This is a genomic window from Flavobacterium sp. 2, assembly GCF_049949195.1.
In the GTDB taxonomy this organism is placed as follows: domain Bacteria; phylum Bacteroidota; class Bacteroidia; order Flavobacteriales; family Flavobacteriaceae; genus Flavobacterium.
The window spans coordinates 1,256,958-1,273,087 of sequence record NZ_CP188206.1 but is presented as its reverse complement, the minus strand read 5'-3'; the positions used below and the strand labels follow the sequence as shown (position 1 = coordinate 1,273,087).

The 16,130-nt window shown below is 32.5% G+C and carries 16 protein-coding genes; 4 read left to right on the top strand and 12 right to left on the bottom strand.

What is annotated here, in order from left to right; translation table 11 throughout:
* Positions 1-55: 55 nt before the first annotated feature.
* Positions 56-1,516, bottom strand: a complete 1,461-nt coding sequence (locus ACNFIH_RS05400) for a TonB-dependent receptor (RefSeq protein WP_426485805.1) — start codon at positions 1,514-1,516, stop codon at positions 56-58.
* Positions 1,517-1,606: 90 nt separating this feature from the next.
* Between ACNFIH_RS05400 and ACNFIH_RS05395 the strand changes: the two genes are divergently transcribed.
* Genes ACNFIH_RS05395 through ACNFIH_RS05385 form a run of 3 tightly spaced genes read left to right on the top strand, consistent with a single transcriptional unit; the run spans position 1,607 to position 3,369 of the window.
* Positions 1,607-2,371, top strand: a complete 765-nt coding sequence (locus ACNFIH_RS05395; protein ID WP_426485804.1) for an MBL fold metallo-hydrolase — start codon at positions 1,607-1,609, stop codon at positions 2,369-2,371.
* Between the two features lie 12 nt (positions 2,372-2,383).
* Entirely contained in the window at positions 2,384-2,887 is a 504-nt protein-coding gene (locus ACNFIH_RS05390; RefSeq protein ID WP_035648726.1) for a hypothetical protein, read from the top strand.
* 47 nt (positions 2,888-2,934) lie between these two features.
* Positions 2,935-3,369, top strand: coding sequence for a hypothetical protein (locus ACNFIH_RS05385; RefSeq protein WP_426485803.1), 435 nt, complete (start codon positions 2,935-2,937; stop codon positions 3,367-3,369).
* Between the two features lie 72 nt (positions 3,370-3,441).
* Here the strand turns inward: ACNFIH_RS05385 and ACNFIH_RS05380 are convergent, their stop codons facing one another.
* The 7 genes from ACNFIH_RS05380 to ACNFIH_RS05350 all read right to left on the bottom strand — a co-directional run bounded on the left by ACNFIH_RS05380 (position 3,442) and on the right by ACNFIH_RS05350 (position 9,297).
* On the bottom strand, positions 3,442-4,011 hold the full coding sequence (locus ACNFIH_RS05380) for a cysteine hydrolase family protein (protein ID WP_426485802.1): 570 nt from the start codon (positions 4,009-4,011) through the stop codon (positions 3,442-3,444).
* Positions 4,012-4,066: 55 nt separating this feature from the next.
* A complete protein-coding gene (locus ACNFIH_RS05375) occupies positions 4,067-4,381 on the bottom strand; it encodes a helix-turn-helix domain-containing protein (RefSeq protein WP_035648718.1) in 315 nt (104 codons plus the stop codon).
* 14 nt (positions 4,382-4,395) lie between these two features.
* A complete protein-coding gene (locus ACNFIH_RS05370; protein WP_426485801.1) occupies positions 4,396-4,734 on the bottom strand; it encodes a type II toxin-antitoxin system RelE/ParE family toxin in 339 nt (112 codons plus the stop codon).
* Between the two features lie 159 nt (positions 4,735-4,893).
* Complete coding sequence (locus ACNFIH_RS05365) at positions 4,894-5,538, bottom strand: alpha/beta hydrolase (protein WP_426485800.1); 645 nt, start codon at positions 5,536-5,538, stop codon at positions 4,894-4,896.
* Positions 5,539-5,631: 93 nt separating this feature from the next.
* On the bottom strand, positions 5,632-5,958 hold the full coding sequence (locus ACNFIH_RS05360; RefSeq protein ID WP_026729205.1) for a membrane protein: 327 nt from the start codon (positions 5,956-5,958) through the stop codon (positions 5,632-5,634).
* A 4-nt stretch (positions 5,959-5,962) separates the two neighbouring features.
* Positions 5,963-7,213, bottom strand: a complete 1,251-nt coding sequence (locus tag ACNFIH_RS05355) for a dihydroorotase (protein ID WP_426485799.1) — start codon at positions 7,211-7,213, stop codon at positions 5,963-5,965.
* 155 nt (positions 7,214-7,368) lie between these two features.
* The gene (locus tag ACNFIH_RS05350; RefSeq protein ID WP_426485798.1) at positions 7,369-9,297 is read right to left on the bottom strand and encodes a BatA domain-containing protein; all 1,929 of its coding nucleotides are present in this window, start codon (positions 9,295-9,297) and stop codon (positions 7,369-7,371) included.
* Between the two features lie 260 nt (positions 9,298-9,557).
* Between ACNFIH_RS05350 and ACNFIH_RS05345 the strand changes: the two genes are divergently transcribed.
* Positions 9,558-10,670 (top strand): lactonase family protein, encoded by a 1,113-nt coding sequence (locus tag ACNFIH_RS05345; protein WP_426485797.1) that lies wholly within the window; start codon positions 9,558-9,560, stop codon positions 10,668-10,670.
* 129 nt (positions 10,671-10,799) lie between these two features.
* On the opposite strand, the gene ACNFIH_RS05340 is transcribed toward ACNFIH_RS05345, so the two are convergent.
* The 4 genes from ACNFIH_RS05340 to ACNFIH_RS05325 form a co-directional block, all read right to left on the bottom strand.
* The gene (locus ACNFIH_RS05340) at positions 10,800-12,152 is read right to left on the bottom strand and encodes a DEAD/DEAH box helicase (RefSeq protein ID WP_426485796.1); all 1,353 of its coding nucleotides are present in this window, start codon (positions 12,150-12,152) and stop codon (positions 10,800-10,802) included.
* Between the two features lie 110 nt (positions 12,153-12,262).
* Positions 12,263-12,631 carry a response regulator transcription factor gene (locus ACNFIH_RS05335; RefSeq protein WP_426485795.1) on the bottom strand — a complete coding sequence of 123 codons (369 nt, stop codon included), beginning with the start codon at positions 12,629-12,631 and terminating at the stop codon, positions 12,263-12,265.
* A 16-nt stretch (positions 12,632-12,647) separates the two neighbouring features.
* Positions 12,648-14,858 carry a DUF4838 domain-containing protein gene (locus ACNFIH_RS05330; RefSeq protein WP_426485794.1) on the bottom strand — a complete coding sequence of 737 codons (2,211 nt, stop codon included), beginning with the start codon at positions 14,856-14,858 and terminating at the stop codon, positions 12,648-12,650.
* Positions 14,859-14,863: 5 nt separating this feature from the next.
* Entirely contained in the window at positions 14,864-16,123 is a 1,260-nt protein-coding gene (locus tag ACNFIH_RS05325; protein ID WP_426485793.1) for a YaiO family outer membrane beta-barrel protein, read from the bottom strand.
* Between the last annotated feature and the right edge of the window lie 7 nt (positions 16,124-16,130).

Genomic DNA, 16,130 nt, shown 5'->3' with positions numbered 1-16,130 from the left:
AAACAAGAAAAACTTGAAACAAAAAAAAAGCCCCTTTTACTGGGGCTTTTTTATATTAAGAGTTTTGTTCTAGTTCTTTCTGTGGATGATATCCAAAAAGATGATGTTCTTTTATAATCTCAGCGACTCCAGAAGGAAGCATTGGTTCCCATCCCGATTGTCCTTGTCCAATCATTTTCAATACCTGACGAGAGAATACATTTAATATGTCTGGATTGTAATCTTTAATGTCAACCACTTTTCCGTTGAATTTAAAGAATTTGTACAATTCTTTCATTCTAGGATGCACTTTTAAGTTGTCTGAAGTAATAATTTCGCCATTATCACCTAACATTGGATATAAGAATACTTTCATGTCTCGGTAGAATAATTTTCCGAAGGCTTCTAAGATTCCACCGCTTAAATGACGGTAATATTTCTCATCAAAAATATCAACAAGGTTATTTACACCCATTGCTAGTCCCATTCGGGCTTTAGTATAATTAGAAAAATATTCAACTACTTTATAATATTCCTGGAAATTCGAAATCATTACAGTCTGACCTAGCGAACAAAGCAATTCGGCTCTGTCCATAAAATCACGTTCGTCAATTTCACCGTCAGAACGCAGGTTCGAAAGTGTAATTTCAAAAACGGTTAAAGTATTGTCTTTGTCAACTTTATTCTCGCTGAGAAACATTTTTAATGATTTCTCATACATATCAAGATTTACATTCGTAACAGGACGGAAACTTCCTCTAAAAGCAAGAAGATTCTTTTTGTACAAAACAGCGGCTGGCAATACGTTTTTCCCCTCTGGGTTAAACATTACGGCGTCTGTCATTCCGTTTTTAACTAATTGCAAACTCATCAATCGGTTGTCAACATCAGCAAAACGAGGACCAGAGAAGTTGATTGTGTCAATTTCAAGCTGATCTTTATCTAAGTGATCATATAAATAACGTAGCAAACGTTTTGGATCATTGTATTTGTAGAATGCGCCGTAAATTAAGTTTACACCTAAAATTCCAAGGGTTTCTTGTTGTAATCTAGCGTCAGTTTCTTTAAAACGAATGTGAAGTATAATTTCGTTGTACGCTTCATCTGGTTCAATCTGGTATCTAATTCCTACCCAGCCGTGACCTTTAAATTGTTTAGCGAAGTCAATTGTTGCTACTGTATTGGCGTAGCTAAAGAAAAGTTTATTTGGGTGTTTTTCGCGACTCAAACGTTCTTCGATCAATTCTCCTTCAAACGTAAGCATTTTTTTGAGTCGGTTTTCTGTCACATAACGGCCGTCACCTTCAATACCGTAAACGGCGTCACTAAAATCTTTGTCATAGGCAGACATCGCTTTTGCAATTGTTCCCGATGAACCTCCGGATCTGAAAAAGTGCCTAACAGTCTCTTGTCCAGCGCCAATTTCGGCAAATGTTCCGTAAATATTCTCGTTTAAGTTAATGCGTAACGCTTTGTCTTTTATAGAAGGAATCTGTTCGATGACCTTGTCACCTTTGAGTTTTATTTCTGTACCCATTTTATTTTAAATAGATTTGTTACAAAGTTAGTAAATTAGGCTTCTAATGAAAGAGAAATAATCCTATTTTTGTAAAAAAATTAAGTTCAATTGAAGGTCTATTTTTTAGGTACAGGTACTTCTCAAGGTATCCCGATTATTGGGGTTGATCATCCCGTTTGCAAAAGCACTGATGCTAAGGATAAAAGGCTTCGCGTATCCATCTGGATTTCGTGGGACGAGCATTCTTATGTTGTAGATTGCGGCCCCGATTTCAGACAGCAAATGCTTTCCTGCGGATGTCGAAAACTCGATGCTATTTTGTTTACTCATGAACATGCGGACCATACAGCTGGTCTGGATGATATTCGTCCGTTTAATTTCAGACAAGGTGAGATTCCGGTTTATGCACATCAGCGTGTGATTGATAATTTACGTCACCGTTTTGATTATGTTTTTGAAACCGTGAACAAATATCCAGGCGCGCCAAGTGTAAAAACAATTGAAGTTGTAAATGATAAACCTTTTGCCGTTGGAGATAAATTAGCAATTCCAATAAATGTCATGCATGGTGATCTACAGGTTTTTGGTTATCGCATTGATGATTTTGCTTATTTAACTGATGTTAAAACAATTGAAGATGCTGAAGTTGAAAAACTGAAGAATCTAAAAGTTTTAGTTGTAAATGCACTTCGTGTAGAGCCTCACGATACCCACTTTAATTTACAGGAAGCGCTTGATTTTATAAATCTGGTAAAACCTGAAAAAGCCTATTTAACCCATATTAGTCATGTTTTAGGTTTTCATGAAGAAGTTCAAAAAAACCTTCCGGAAAATGTTTTTCTGGCTTACGATAATTTAGAAATTACAATTTAATTACATTACAAAATGAAAAAATCCTTAATGCTTTATCTTTTTCTCCTTGCAATATTAATGAATGTTTTTACTTATACGTTTTACAGCGGCCAAGTAAAATTTGAGCAGGACAGATATGATAAAACTACTAAGAAGCTTAGAGACAGCATCAATCTGGTTTCTGGAAAATTAGCCGAAGCAGATTATTTTTCGCTGGAGCACAACGAAAATGCACAAAATTATTTTGATAACAGTGCTTCTGGCGGGAAAGTGATTTTATATGAAAAACTGATTCCGGTTGTAACTGAAAAGTTATTAGATTTAAATGCAAATCCAAAAGGAAATCCATATACTGGTCAGGATATGATTGGAGGAAAGAAATTCATCATCAATAAAATAAAAATTTTAAACCATAGATGGATTATTGCAGATTACAGCAATGGAGAATTATGGGGAGAAGTCTTGTTAAAATACTTTGTGGATAATGATGATAATATTACCTTTGAAGTAAATCAAACTTGGTTATATCAAAAATAGGATTTTTTAATCCTATTTTTTTTGCTCAATTTTAAAATTATAGGATTATGAAAAAGATTATTTTGTTTGCAATTATGGTCACCGCTGCATTTTCTTGTGCAAAAAAAGTATCGCCAGAAAAGACAGATGCTCAACAGCCAAAAAGTGAACCCAAAAAAGAAACAGTAGTTGGCGCATTGTCTGATGTTCATGGATGTAAAGCTTCAGCCGGATATACCTGGTCAGCACTTAAAAAAGAATGCATCAGAGTTTTTGAAGGGACAAAACTGTCACATTACGATGACGGAAAAGAATATACTACTGCATCATACGTAATTTTTGAAGGGAACAAGGCAGAACTTTTTTTAGACACTCAAAAAGAATCCATCATTTTAGAAAGAAAATCGGAAGGTGATTCGTGGGTAAATGGTGATTGGCAATTAATTCCTTGGAAAGGATATGTTTTGAAAAAAGGAGAGAAGATTCTTTATACAGGACAATAAAAAGTAAAAAGTAAAAAGTGAAATGTAGTCTGGTTTGTCCATTTTACATTTCACTTTTTTTATTTCAAATATTTAAATTATTTCTTTAATAAAATCAGAAGTAACAACTTGGGCAAATTCTTCGTTTAAACTTGCTAAAGCGGTTTGATGAATTATTTCTGAAGAAAACGCTTCTCCATTTATGCCTTTTTTGTTGAAAGTTGCTGTTGCATCAGAAATCAAATGTACAGAGTAACCAAAATTTCCAGCCATTCTGGTTGTAGTAGAGACACAATGATCTGTTGTTAATCCAACAATAACAAGATTTGTGATTTTGGCATCATCAAGAAGCTCTTTTAAATTTGTTCCGATAAAAGCGCTATTGACATTCTTTTTAATGATAGTTTCACTTTCTAAAGGCTTCACAACATCCTGAAATTCATTTCCAGAATTTGTTTCATTTAAAATTGAATTTGGATTTGAAGAACAATGCTGTACGTGAAAAATGGGCAATTTTTTAGATCTCCAAATTTCCAGAAGTTCACTGGCTTTTTGTTCTGCATCAATATTATTTCTGTCTCCGCCCCAATACGCAATATCATGAAAACCTTTTTGAATATCAATTAAAATTAATGCTGGATTATCAAGTTTTGTATCGCTCATACTATTAGATGGTTTATAAATGTTGTTATAAATTTTAAATGAAATTAGATTAAAATTACTTATTTAAGCTGATCGATAAGTCGGTTAATTCTATTTGAAATTTAACTTTAGCTTTTAGAGCTGTAAAAACTTTGACAACAGTTTCTAGAGTTACATTTCCAGCATTTTTTTCAAGTTTAGATATCTGTGCTTTTTGAACACCAATTAGCTTCCCTAATTCTTCCTGAGTTAAATTGCGTTCTTTACGAGTTTGTTTAATCGCATTTCCAATTAAATCCATTTGTAAATCATATTCAAATTTATCTCTTGCAGGAGTTCCAATTTTTCCAATGATTTCATCAGTTACTTGATTTAAGGTATATGTTTTCATATTTTTAAATTGGATTAATCTTTATTTTTAAAATATTCTAATCTTAGTTTTTGTGCTTTTGATATTTCTTTATTAGGAACTTTACTTTGTTTTTTTATAAACCCATGAGTGGAAATCACGAGAGTATTTTGTGTATCTGTTTTATCCCAAAATGCTAATAATCTATACTGATTTCCATGATATAAAGTTCGGAATTCCCAAATTTCATCATTTAACTTCTTAAAAAGCTCAGGATCATTTTTTGTTTGTGATTTTCTAATATTGTAAAGTATTTTTTCCGAATGTTTCGGTTTTAATTCTTTTAGAAAAGTAAAGACTTCTTCTAAAAAGATTACATCATAAAATTTCTCCATTTTTCTTCCTTACAAAAATACCCAAAAGTTTCCTTTTAAAGAAACTTTTGGGTATTTAATTATTTTAATCTTTTTTAAATTAACCTAATTTGGGTTATGAGACTAAAATACAATATTTTGTTTTTGGAATCATAATAAAGTGTAATCTTTTTCTTTCTTTTATGAAATTAACCAATTCTTAAAATCAAAGAAATTCTGTGGTGCAACGCCATGTCCAACAGGATATTCTTTATAAATAGCCGGAATATTTAATTTCTCTAAAATTGCCGGAGTTTTTCTAGCCCATTCAATCGGAATGACTTGATCTACAGTTCCGTGTGAAGCGAATATTTTTAAGTTTTTAAAATCGTTATTTTCAAAACCTTCTTTTATGATTTCTTCATTGAAATAGCCACTCATTGCAACTACTCGCTGAATTTTTTCCGGATAAGAAAGTGCAGTCGCATAACTTAAAATAGATCCCTGACTGAATCCGATTAAAGTAACATTATTAGCATCAATTGGATAATTTGCCACTAATTCATCAATAAAAGAAGCAATTACATCACGAGAGGTCTTTGCTTGTTCATTATCTGAAAATTTATTTTGATCGGCATCAAAATTAATTGCGTACCAAGCGTAAGCTCCGTATTGTAAATCGTAAGGTGCTCTTGTAGAAATGATATAGTAATTATCTGGAAGTTCAGAGGCAAAAGAGAATAAATCGGCTTCATTGCTTCCGTATCCGTGCAATAAAAGCAATAACGGATTTTTATCTAAAATTACTTTTGGCTCTTGTATTTTATATTCTAAAGATAGATTCATTTTTGGGAATTATGAGTTTTGAGTTATAAGTTATGAGTTTCTTTCATAGCTCAAACTTTGAAAAGTTGTTGGAATTTAAATATTGAAATTTTTCTAGCCGATAGATTTAAACCATTTCTGAAATAGATTTCCAACTAATGGAATTGGTCTCATTTGTCCCTGAATAGCATTAAAAATACCAAAAGTCCACAGAATTGAAATACAAATCCACATTGGGAAAGTGATAAAAAAGCTGTCGAAATTGCTGATGATAGCTCCGAAAGAAATAAAAGTCAGCGATAAACCTAAAGCCTGACGGATATGAAAAGAAGCAAAGCTGTTTTTGTTTTCAGAATTCATGCTCATCGCAATCAAAACACCAATGATTAAGATGTAACTGGTAATAGCAATTGATTTTCCTTCTTCGACTGTATTGTTCATTGTATTATTTTGTAACAAGTTGATTTTGATTGAAAATTCCGTACACAGAACCTTTGATTTCAGTTCCTAAAAAAGCAGAATTTTTAGATTTTGAAAGAATGTTTTCTTTCGTAAAAGTTGATTTTCCTTCGGTTGTAAATAGAGTGAAATTAGCTTTTGCACCTTCTTCAATTGAATTATTTTCTAAACCGAAAATAGTTCTTGCAGAAGTTAGTTTTGCAACAATAGTTTCGACCGGTAAAACAGTCAATAAAGATCCAAAAGCACTTTCTAAACCAATGGTTCCATTTTTGGCCATATCAAATTCCATCTTTTTGAATTCAATATCAATCGGATTATGGTCTGATGTAATCATGTCGATGGTTCCATCAGCAATTCCGTTAAGTAAAGCTTGTCTGTCAACTTCAGTTCTTAATGGCGGAGTCACTTTAAAACGTGTGTCAAAACCGTCTAGTTTTTCATCGGTTAAAACCAAATGATGTACGGAAACACTTGTAGTTATATTTAAACCTTTTGCTTTAGCTTCTCTAATCAGTTGAACCGACTTTGCTGTAGAAATTGTTGGAATATGAAGTCTTCCGCCTGTATATTCTAATAAAAATAAGTTTCTTGAAATTTGCAGTTCTTCCGCTAAATTCGGAATTCCTTTTAAGCCTAATCTTGTAGAAACAATTCCTTCGTTTGCAACTCCGTTTCCTTTAATGTTTGGATCTTGCGAATATGCGATTACTAATCCGTCAAAATCCTGTACATACTGCAAAGCAATTTTTAAAATATTAGCGTTGTCGATACTTTTGTTATAATCCCCAAAAGCAATCGCTCCGGAATTTTTCATATCAAAAAGTTCTGCCATATCTTTTCCTTCGCTGGCTTTTGTTAAAGCTCCAATTGGGAAAATTTCAGTCGCAAAACCATTTGCTTTATTTTTTACAAAATTTACTTGAGATTGATTGTCAATAATAGGTAAGGAGTTTGGCTGTAATGCAATCGCTGTAAAACCGCTTTTTGCTGCAACATTTAATCCGTTTGCAATAGTTTCTCTGTCTTCATAACCTGGCTCTCCGAGAGAAACGCTGCTATCAAACCAACCTTGAGAAATGTGAAGATTGTCAAATCGTACTACTTCGGCATCATCGTTAGGAAGTGAAACGCCAATTTTTTCTATTAAACCATCTGCAATTAAAAGATCAACTGTCTGATTATGAAACGGACTTTTTGAGTCGATAATTTTGGCGCTTTTGATGATTAGTTTCATATTTTGGATATTTATTTTATTCAAACATTAAATGTTTTTGTTTTTACCATTAAGGAATTAAGTTAATAAAGGGAGGAACTTAATTTTCTAAACATTAAAAAAGTAAGTTCATAAAGTAAAAACTTAATAATCTTAATGTCTTAATGGTAAAAAAATCATTTTACAAATTTTATAATTGCCATTTCTAATGCTAAAAATAACAGTGCAAAGATAACAAACCATTTCCAAATTTGGCTGTCTGTTCGTTCAGTTTGTAACGTATTAAAAATGGTCGAAATTGTATCGGCGGTTTTGAAATCGGAAACTACGTTTGTGTTTACCTGACTCAGGTCGCTTTCCGTTCTTTTGTAATTGAAACTCAAGTTTTCAACCCATTCTTTTTTGTCAAAAATGCTATAATTTCCAGCTGTTTCCGGGAAATCATTAAATGTTAATTTGACTTTACTGTTTAAGATTTGCTGAATTGGAATGAAGGAATCTTCTGTTCCTTTTACTTCTAAAATGGCATCTTTTGTCAATAGAACATCGACAAAATAAGGTTGATTGTTTCCAATTGTCAATGCATTTACGCCAGTTTTTTGATTGTGTTGCGCTATTTTATAAAATAACGGAACAATTAAAGGCGACTGCTGAAAATTCGAATTCACACTATTTATTGGTGCCGAAAAAATAGTAATTCCGGAAACCGAATTTTGAATTGCCGTTACAAAAGGACTTTGGTCTTCATAAGACAAAACAGCCGGATACGGACTTGAAACCGCAAATGAAGAATTTGTTTTTGGATATTGGAAATTCGTTATTTTATTCTCAAAAACTCCTGAAAATAATGGATGATCGAAGTTTATTTTCGTAATCAGTTTACTTTCAGTTTTTAAATAATTAAACTGAATTTTTCCAAAATTCCCTAAGAAAGAATTAAAGTTCGAAACTGAAGTTTTTTCAGAAGGAATGATGACCAAATTTCCGCCTTTTGAAACAAAAGCTTTTAAAGTGGTTTGCAATGCCTGAGGAACTTCAATTAATTCATTTAAAATGATTGTATTTTGTTTTTCTAAGCTATTATAGTCCAAAGAACTGATTGAATAATTGTTGTAATTGAATTCGGCTGGAGTATAAATTCTCGATAAGAAATTACTTTTTTCCGGTTCGCCTATACTGATTACGTTCGTTTTTTTATTTTTAGAAATACTGAAATACAATTTGTTATCATACGTCAAGCCATTATCTTCTATAGAAACATAACCATGAAAAGCTTCTTTTGGAATCGTAAAATTGATTTTCTTTTTCTTTGTATCAAAATTGATGATCGTTTTGGCAATTAACTTATTTTGATTGTATAAAGCTGTCGAAATCGGACTAAAATCATCGCCGTAAGCAGATAAACTTACGCCAATTTCATAGAAATTTTCCAAAGTCTGATTGATATAAACGCTATCAATTGAAACGTTATTTTTTTGTTCGGCTTCAGAAATTATGAAATATGGTTTTTCCTCAAAGTCAATATTTTTTATGTCTTTTTCAGCCAAACCAACTGCATCAGTAATAATAACAATATCTTTTTTATAGGCTGATTTATGGGCTTTTATCTTTGCCAAAATAGAAGAGAGCTCAAAAGGAGTAGCACTGTAATTTAGATTTTGCAATGCACTCTTTGAAGCTTTAATATCAGTATTCCAATAATTTTCGGTGTTTGTTAAAAGAGAAAATTGAGTGGTTTCTGGCGTGTTTTCCAGTAATTCCTGAACGGCACGCTTTAGCAATTCTCCTTTTTTTCCTTTTGCCTGCATACTGAACGAATTGTCTAAAACAATATACATTTCATTCGTAGCATTTTTGCTGTCTTTGGCTTCAAAAAAGGGTTGTGCAAAAGCAATAATTGCACATGTCAGAAGTAATAATCTCGTGGCAAGTAATAATCGTTTTTTGATTTTTGAACTTTTACGAGTCTGAATGGCAAGTTCTTTCAGGAAACGAACATTGGTAAAATAAGAAGTCTTAAAACGTCGTAATTGAAATAAATGAACCAAAATTGGAACAATCAATAAAAACAGAAAGTATAGAATTTCGGGATGTTTAAAATGCATTCTGGCTTCGATTTACTTCGCTACGTTTTGTTTTTCGCGAAGATGCAGGTCAAAAATACAAATTAATGTCCAAAGTCGAAAGTCATAAAGTGGAAAGTGAATAATTGATTAAATGGATTCAGCTTATATAACTTATTTGACTAATATATTCTGCGGAAAAACATCAAAAAAATGTAACTTTTGTAATTTCTTTTGTAACAAAGAAACTATTTAAAAAAGATATTAATGCGTATTTTAGCCTATTCAAAAAATAATGGAATATGAAAAAAATATATGTAATCTTATTTTCAGCTTTGGCAGTGGTAACTGGAAAAGCTCAAAATAAATTCAACTTATTAGTTGGAACTTATACCAATAAATGCCAAAGCAACGGAATTTATGTTTACGAATTCGATGCTGCATCAGGTGATTTTAAGCTTAAAAATTCTTCAGAAAATGTAATAAGTCCGAGTTATTTATCGGTTTCTGCGAATAATAAATTTGTTTATGCTGTAAATGAAAACGGAACTCAAAGTGCAGTTAGCGCATTTGGCTTTGACTCGGCTTCGGGAAAACTTAAATTTTTAAATACAAACGACGCTTTAGGAGCTGATCCTTGCCATTTAATTAATGACGATAAAAATGTGATTGTTGCGAATTATTCTGGCGGAAACATTGTGGTTTTTAAGAAAAATGCTGATGGAAGCATATCGACTGTGCAGCAATTGATTCAGCATGAAGGAAAAGGCCCAAATGTGGCGCGTCAGGAAAAAGCACATGTGCATCAAGTTGTTTTTTCTCCAGACAAAAAGTTTGTTTTGTCGAATGATTTAGGACTTGATAAAGTTTTTATTTATAAATACAATCCAAATTCTAAAAATGAAATACTGACTTTAAAAGGAAGTGTTGATGTAAAACCAGGAAGCGGACCAAGACATTTGACTTTTAGCAAAGATGGTAAATTTGTTTATTTGGTTCAGGAATTGGACGGAACACTTACATCATTTAGCTATGATAAAACGGGAGTTTTAAAAGTAATCGCTGAAACTAGTATTTTACCACAAGGTTTTAAAGGCGGAACAGGAGCAGCTGCAATCAAGATTTCTCCAGACGGAAACTTTTTATATTTAACAGATCGTGTAGACGCAAACGCTATTTCGGTATATAAAATTCAAAAAAACGGAAGCCTGGAATTAGTGGAGCAACAAAGTACACTAGGAAAAGGCCCAAGAGATTTTGCGATTGATCCAACAGGAAATTACCTTTTAGTTGGACATCAATACACAAATGATATTGTTATTTTTAAAAGAGATAAAGCGACCGGAAAACTTACTGATACTGGAAAACGAATTGAATTATGTTCGCCGGTTGGTTTGGTTTTTACGAAAATTTAATCAAAGTTGCTAAGGTTCTAAGGGACTAAGATGCTAAGAAAAAAGGCTCAATAATACAAGTATTATTGAGCCTTTTAATATTTTTAAAACTTAGAATCTTAGCAACTTAGTACCTTAGCACCTAAAATTTTATTTATCCTTATCTTTTCTCTTTTTATCTCTCGTTTTCAACATATTTCGATTGACAGAACCGTGTGTTTTCTTTTTTGTTTTAGAAGGACCGCCCAAGTTGACTTTTTTATTCTTTTTAGATTTTTCATGAAAAGCACCTTCACCATCAAGTTTTACTTTTTTCATTAAAAACTTAATAGGTTGTCTGTCTTTTTCAGGTTCAATAAGTTTGGTTGAAACTTCAACTTCTTCAGGAAAATCAGTGACTTCAAGTTCCTGATCCATCAAAAGTTCGGTTTCGATTTTGTATTCTTCTTCTCTTGGAGCAACAAAACTAATTGCAGTTCCGGTTGCGTCTGCACGACCTGTACGACCAATTCTGTGCATGTACAATTCTGGTAATTCCGGAAGCTCGAAGTTGATAACGTGCGTGATATTAGAAATATCCAAACCTCTCGCCATAACGTCGGTTGTGATTAAACCGCGAAGATTTCCTTCCTGAAATTCAGCCATTGTACTCAAACGGTAATTTTGAGATTTATTCGAGTGAATTACACCAAATTGTCCTTCAAAAAGCTCATCAATACGATTGAAAAGCATATCTGAAATCTTTTTATTATTTACGAAAACCAAAACACGGCTCATGCTTTCGTCTGTTTCTAATAAATGTTTCAGCAGATTTACTTTTGTATTAAAATTAGGAACATTGTATGTAATCTGAGTAATTTTTTCAAGAGGCGTTCCAGAAGCCGCAAGCGTAACTTCTTCAGGGAAATCAAAATAATCATTTAAAATATCATCAACTTCATCTGTCATCGTTGCAGAAAACAGAATGTTTTGACGTTTCGTTTTCATCATTGCCAAAAGTGATGTCAGCTGTGGTCTGAAACCTAAATTCAACATTTCATCAAACTCATCAATAACTAATTTCTGTGTTTCGTCAAAACGAACAACTGCGTCTAAAGCCAAATCCATCGTACGTCCAGGAGTTCCAACTAAAATGTCAACACCTTCATAAACAGCTTTCTTTTGTGTATTGATGTTTACACCTCCATAAATTCCTAAAGTTTTAACTGACATGTATTTAGTCAATTTTTCAACTTCATCGACAACCTGAACTACTAATTCACGAGTTGGAACAAGTACAACAATTTTTGGAGTATTGGTATTTGTAAATTTATATAACTTTAAAAGAGGCAATAAATAGGCAAATGTTTTACCAGTTCCGGTTTGCGCAATTCCCATCATATCGCGTCCAGACATGATTACAGAGAAAGATTTTTCCTGAATAGGAGTTGGTGTAACAAAACCTAATTCGTCTACAGCTTTTTGTAATGATTTTGGAAGATTGAATTTTTCGAAAGTGCTCATTTGCATTAAATTTTGTGCAAAGATAGCTATAAATAGCTGAAAAATTGGCATCTGTTAAGAATTACGATCGATTATTGCTTTCGTATTTCTCAAAAAGAGACTTTAAAAAGTTATAATAATCGCTTTATTCGCAATAAAAGTTCATTTGGATTAAAAGGTTTTGCAATAAAATCATCAACGCCCAACTCAAAGGCTTCTTCTACTGTATTTTCCTCTTCGCCAAGTGATGAGAGCGCAATAACACGAATATTTGGGAAGTTTTTTTTAATATGATTGATAATCTCCAATCCAGATTTGAGCGGTATAATAATCGTCGTAATGACCAAATCAGGCAAAATAACTGGAATGCGTTCTAGTGCGTTCATGCCATCTTTGGCAACACTTATTTTGTAACCTTCTTTTTTTAAAATGAATTTTAGAATTTCAATTGCCATATCATCATTTTCGATGATCATAATTTTTTTTTCGTTGGTATTCATTTTGTTTTTTTGGCTTTTATTTTTTGTAAAGTTCAATTTCGTCAATCATTACCATTGGTTTTTTGTTTTTTCTGATTCTCCATTCTGGTAATTTGGATTGATTTTCTACTAGTACTTTTATTTTAGCAAAACTACTAAAGCTCAGATCTTTAAATTCCCATGATTTTGTTGTAATTTCATAGTCTTCTGTTAAAATATCATAAATTTTCTCCTGTAAGAGCTTCCATTTCTGATCTTTAAAACCATAAATTTTTATTTTTTTCGGTGGAAAAATCCAATGTCGCTGATCTTCGAGGAAATTTAGTTTTAGAACATTAAAATTCAATTTTTTGGTTTCAATTTCAAAAGAAGGATTGGTGCCATACCAGCCAATCCAGTTGATGTTGAAATCTTTATACCCCAGATTTCCATCAACAAGTCCGTAACTTCCTTTACCTTTAAAATCCTCAGAAGGTTCAGTTAAAAAATTTACTTTCAAATCTTCACCTAAATGCGTTGTCCTATTTTCGCAAATTTTCAGCCATTCCTGATAATATTTATCAGGTGAAAGCCCGTCTTCACTTAATTCGTAAATTCCAAGATCATTACAAGATTTGCTGAAATTCAAAACTCTTTCAGTCAATTTATCTTTGACTTCTTTTTCTCCTTTATTATTTACGGTAAACATTCCATGTTGGTTTTTTCCATAAAATTTAGATTGTTCAAAATAAACAAATTCGAGAGCCAGACGAAGTTTTAAAACTCTCTCTTTTAAAGTATTATCATCCGCTACAGCGTCAGATGCTAGTTCAAGCAATTTATCATATTGATCCATTGCATCGGGTCTCAAAAACGTATTTCGGGCTTGAACCGGACCCGAATAAATGTCTAAATAAGAATTGCTTTTATTTTGGTTTTCAGTCAAAAGTTTCAAATAATCACTTATATGTGGTGCGGCTTTTCCGTAAAAACCTCTTAAAAAATCAGCTGTGACGGCTTTGATATCAATGTTTGTATCCCAAAGCAGTTTTGCTAAAAGATATTGTCTTAATTCTGAAAAATCTCCAGGAAGATCAGCGTACCCCTGAACAAATAAACCTTTCACTTTGTTTTTTTCAAAAAGCTTATAATTGCTTTGAAAAGGTTCAAAATTTGGAAAAGGCGACATATAATTAGAAAACTGAACAGTGTAATCCCAAAGGAATAAATGCGGAGAAGTTTTGCTCCAATTGTCTAGAACTTTCATAAATGAAGGTGCGCTTTGTGCTGAAATAGCTTTACTACGGTTTAATTCAATTGGACATAAAATGGTATAAATATTTGAAGCTATTTTTAAATTAACGGGAGGTTTGAACGTATGTAGATAGGCTAGTGTTGTAATTTTTGTTTTTGGAAATTGCGCTGCAACTTTATTCAGAAAATAATAAAATGAGCCTTGAGGGCCGCCATATTTCTCGTTTAATTTTCGGCATTCGGTACATTCACAATATACTACATCGTCATTTTGGCTTATAGAATAAAATTGTGCATCTGGTTTTTCGGCAATAATTTTGGCCATTTTTTTCTCGATCAAATCAACAACCGTATCATTTGTCATGCATAAAGATTCGCCGTTTCTTTTTCCTTCATACAAAGCAAAAAGCTTTGGATTGTTTTTGAAATACTCTTTTGGCGGTATAAGAACATTGAAAGAATGTCCCCAAATACCAAAATCATCAATATGCCAATCGAGTTTATGCCAATCCCGAAAAGCTTCATCGTAGCAATCTGGAAAAAATAATGCGCGATAATCAAAAGAAGGCTGATATCGTTTTATAGAGTTTTTAGGAAATGAAAATTCGGTTACTTTTGGAATATAGGTTTCAGTCGCAGTGAATTTTCGGAATTCCCAAATTTCCAGTAAAGTGTAAACAGCATAACGCAGGTATTTTGGATTTTGAGCAATCAGATAAATGGATTTTGAATCGCTTTTGATTAGAAACTCAGTCGGTTTTAATTTTTCTTCATCAGAAATTTGCAGAATTATTTCGGACGCATCGTCATTTTTGTTTTGGGAAATATTTTCAAATTCTTTTGCAAAAGCCTTATCGATGTATTTTTTTAGAATCAAAGCGGCATCACGACTTTCATCAGATTTAGAAATAATGCTGTTTTTGTGCGTTATAATAATTTCAGACTGAGCCATTATATTTAGGTTAAAAAGGGAAAAGAAGAGGAGCAGTAATTTGATGTAAAGCTTCTTTTTCATGATTTTTAAAATTTGTATTGCAGTAAAAAAGCAAAATCAAGTTCTGTTTGAAATTTATTTGCCGCGTATTCCTGTTCATTGTCAGTAATCATAAATCCTGCGATGTAATGACTTTTTATAAGCTTAAAAAATCCGGCGCTCAAGCGGTACGATTTTAAAGACAATCTACTTTCATAATCTGCTGACCTAGTTTTGTCATCTGGGGAAGTTCCGTAACCAGCAATTAGTGTAATATAATCAAACTTTGTTTTATAATAATATCTTGAAGTGAATGTTAATGAAGTTCCTTCGCTTTGAATATAAGACCTTAAATTAACCCAATAAGAACCAAAATATTTTCCGAGGCCGATATTTAATGTTTTTACGTCGCTATCATCATTCATCAAAATGTAACGAACGCCCAAATCAGCTTCCCAGCCTTTGTTAAAATTATGAAAATAGGAATACCCTAATCTCAATTTAGGAAACGCATTGTCTTGACTGTAAGCGACATCAATATAGGAATAATTATTCCTTTTTGCAAAAAGGTAGGATTCGGCTTCAAATTGCAGTCCGCTTGTCATTACAGAATTCGCCGAAAGTCTTTTGGCATAACTGACTTTTCCAATTAGGCTTCCCCAAGAGCGCTGGCGCAAATAATCAACACTTCCCAAATGCCAAGGACCAATGCCATCGCGACTGATTGTGGTATAATTATAATACACGCCAACACGATCCATATTGATTTGCGAATACAATTCATAAAGCAATTGCTGAATTTCCGGATCATTTGGAAATTTAGCCTTAATTGATTTTAGATATTTGGCTTCATTTTCAGTGTCGTTCTGTAAAGAATAAAAAGCAATTCGTTTAAGCCGATATACTTTTTCATCAGGATATAATTCAATGGCTTTATTTGCGACTGCAATTCCTTCATCATATTTTTTTTCATCAATATTCAGGTTAATCAGATAAATAAAAGCTTCCTGATATTTTGGGTTTTTATCAATTACATAATTGTAATAATATCTTGCGCTGTCTTTTGCATTCGTCAAATCATAATTGCGTCCTAAAGCCAGATAAAAATCGAGATAATCCGGAGCTGTTTTTTTTCCTAATAATGCTCTCTGAATATTGAGTTTATAGTCAGGATGTGTATTTTTCATGTTGTTGGTTATTACAGTCAAAAGGCTGTCAGTATCAATCTTCTGTGCTTTTATATTTTGAACAGAAAATAGAATAATCCAAATCATCAGGCTTGTATGTAAAATTCTGTCGTATTTCATAATCACA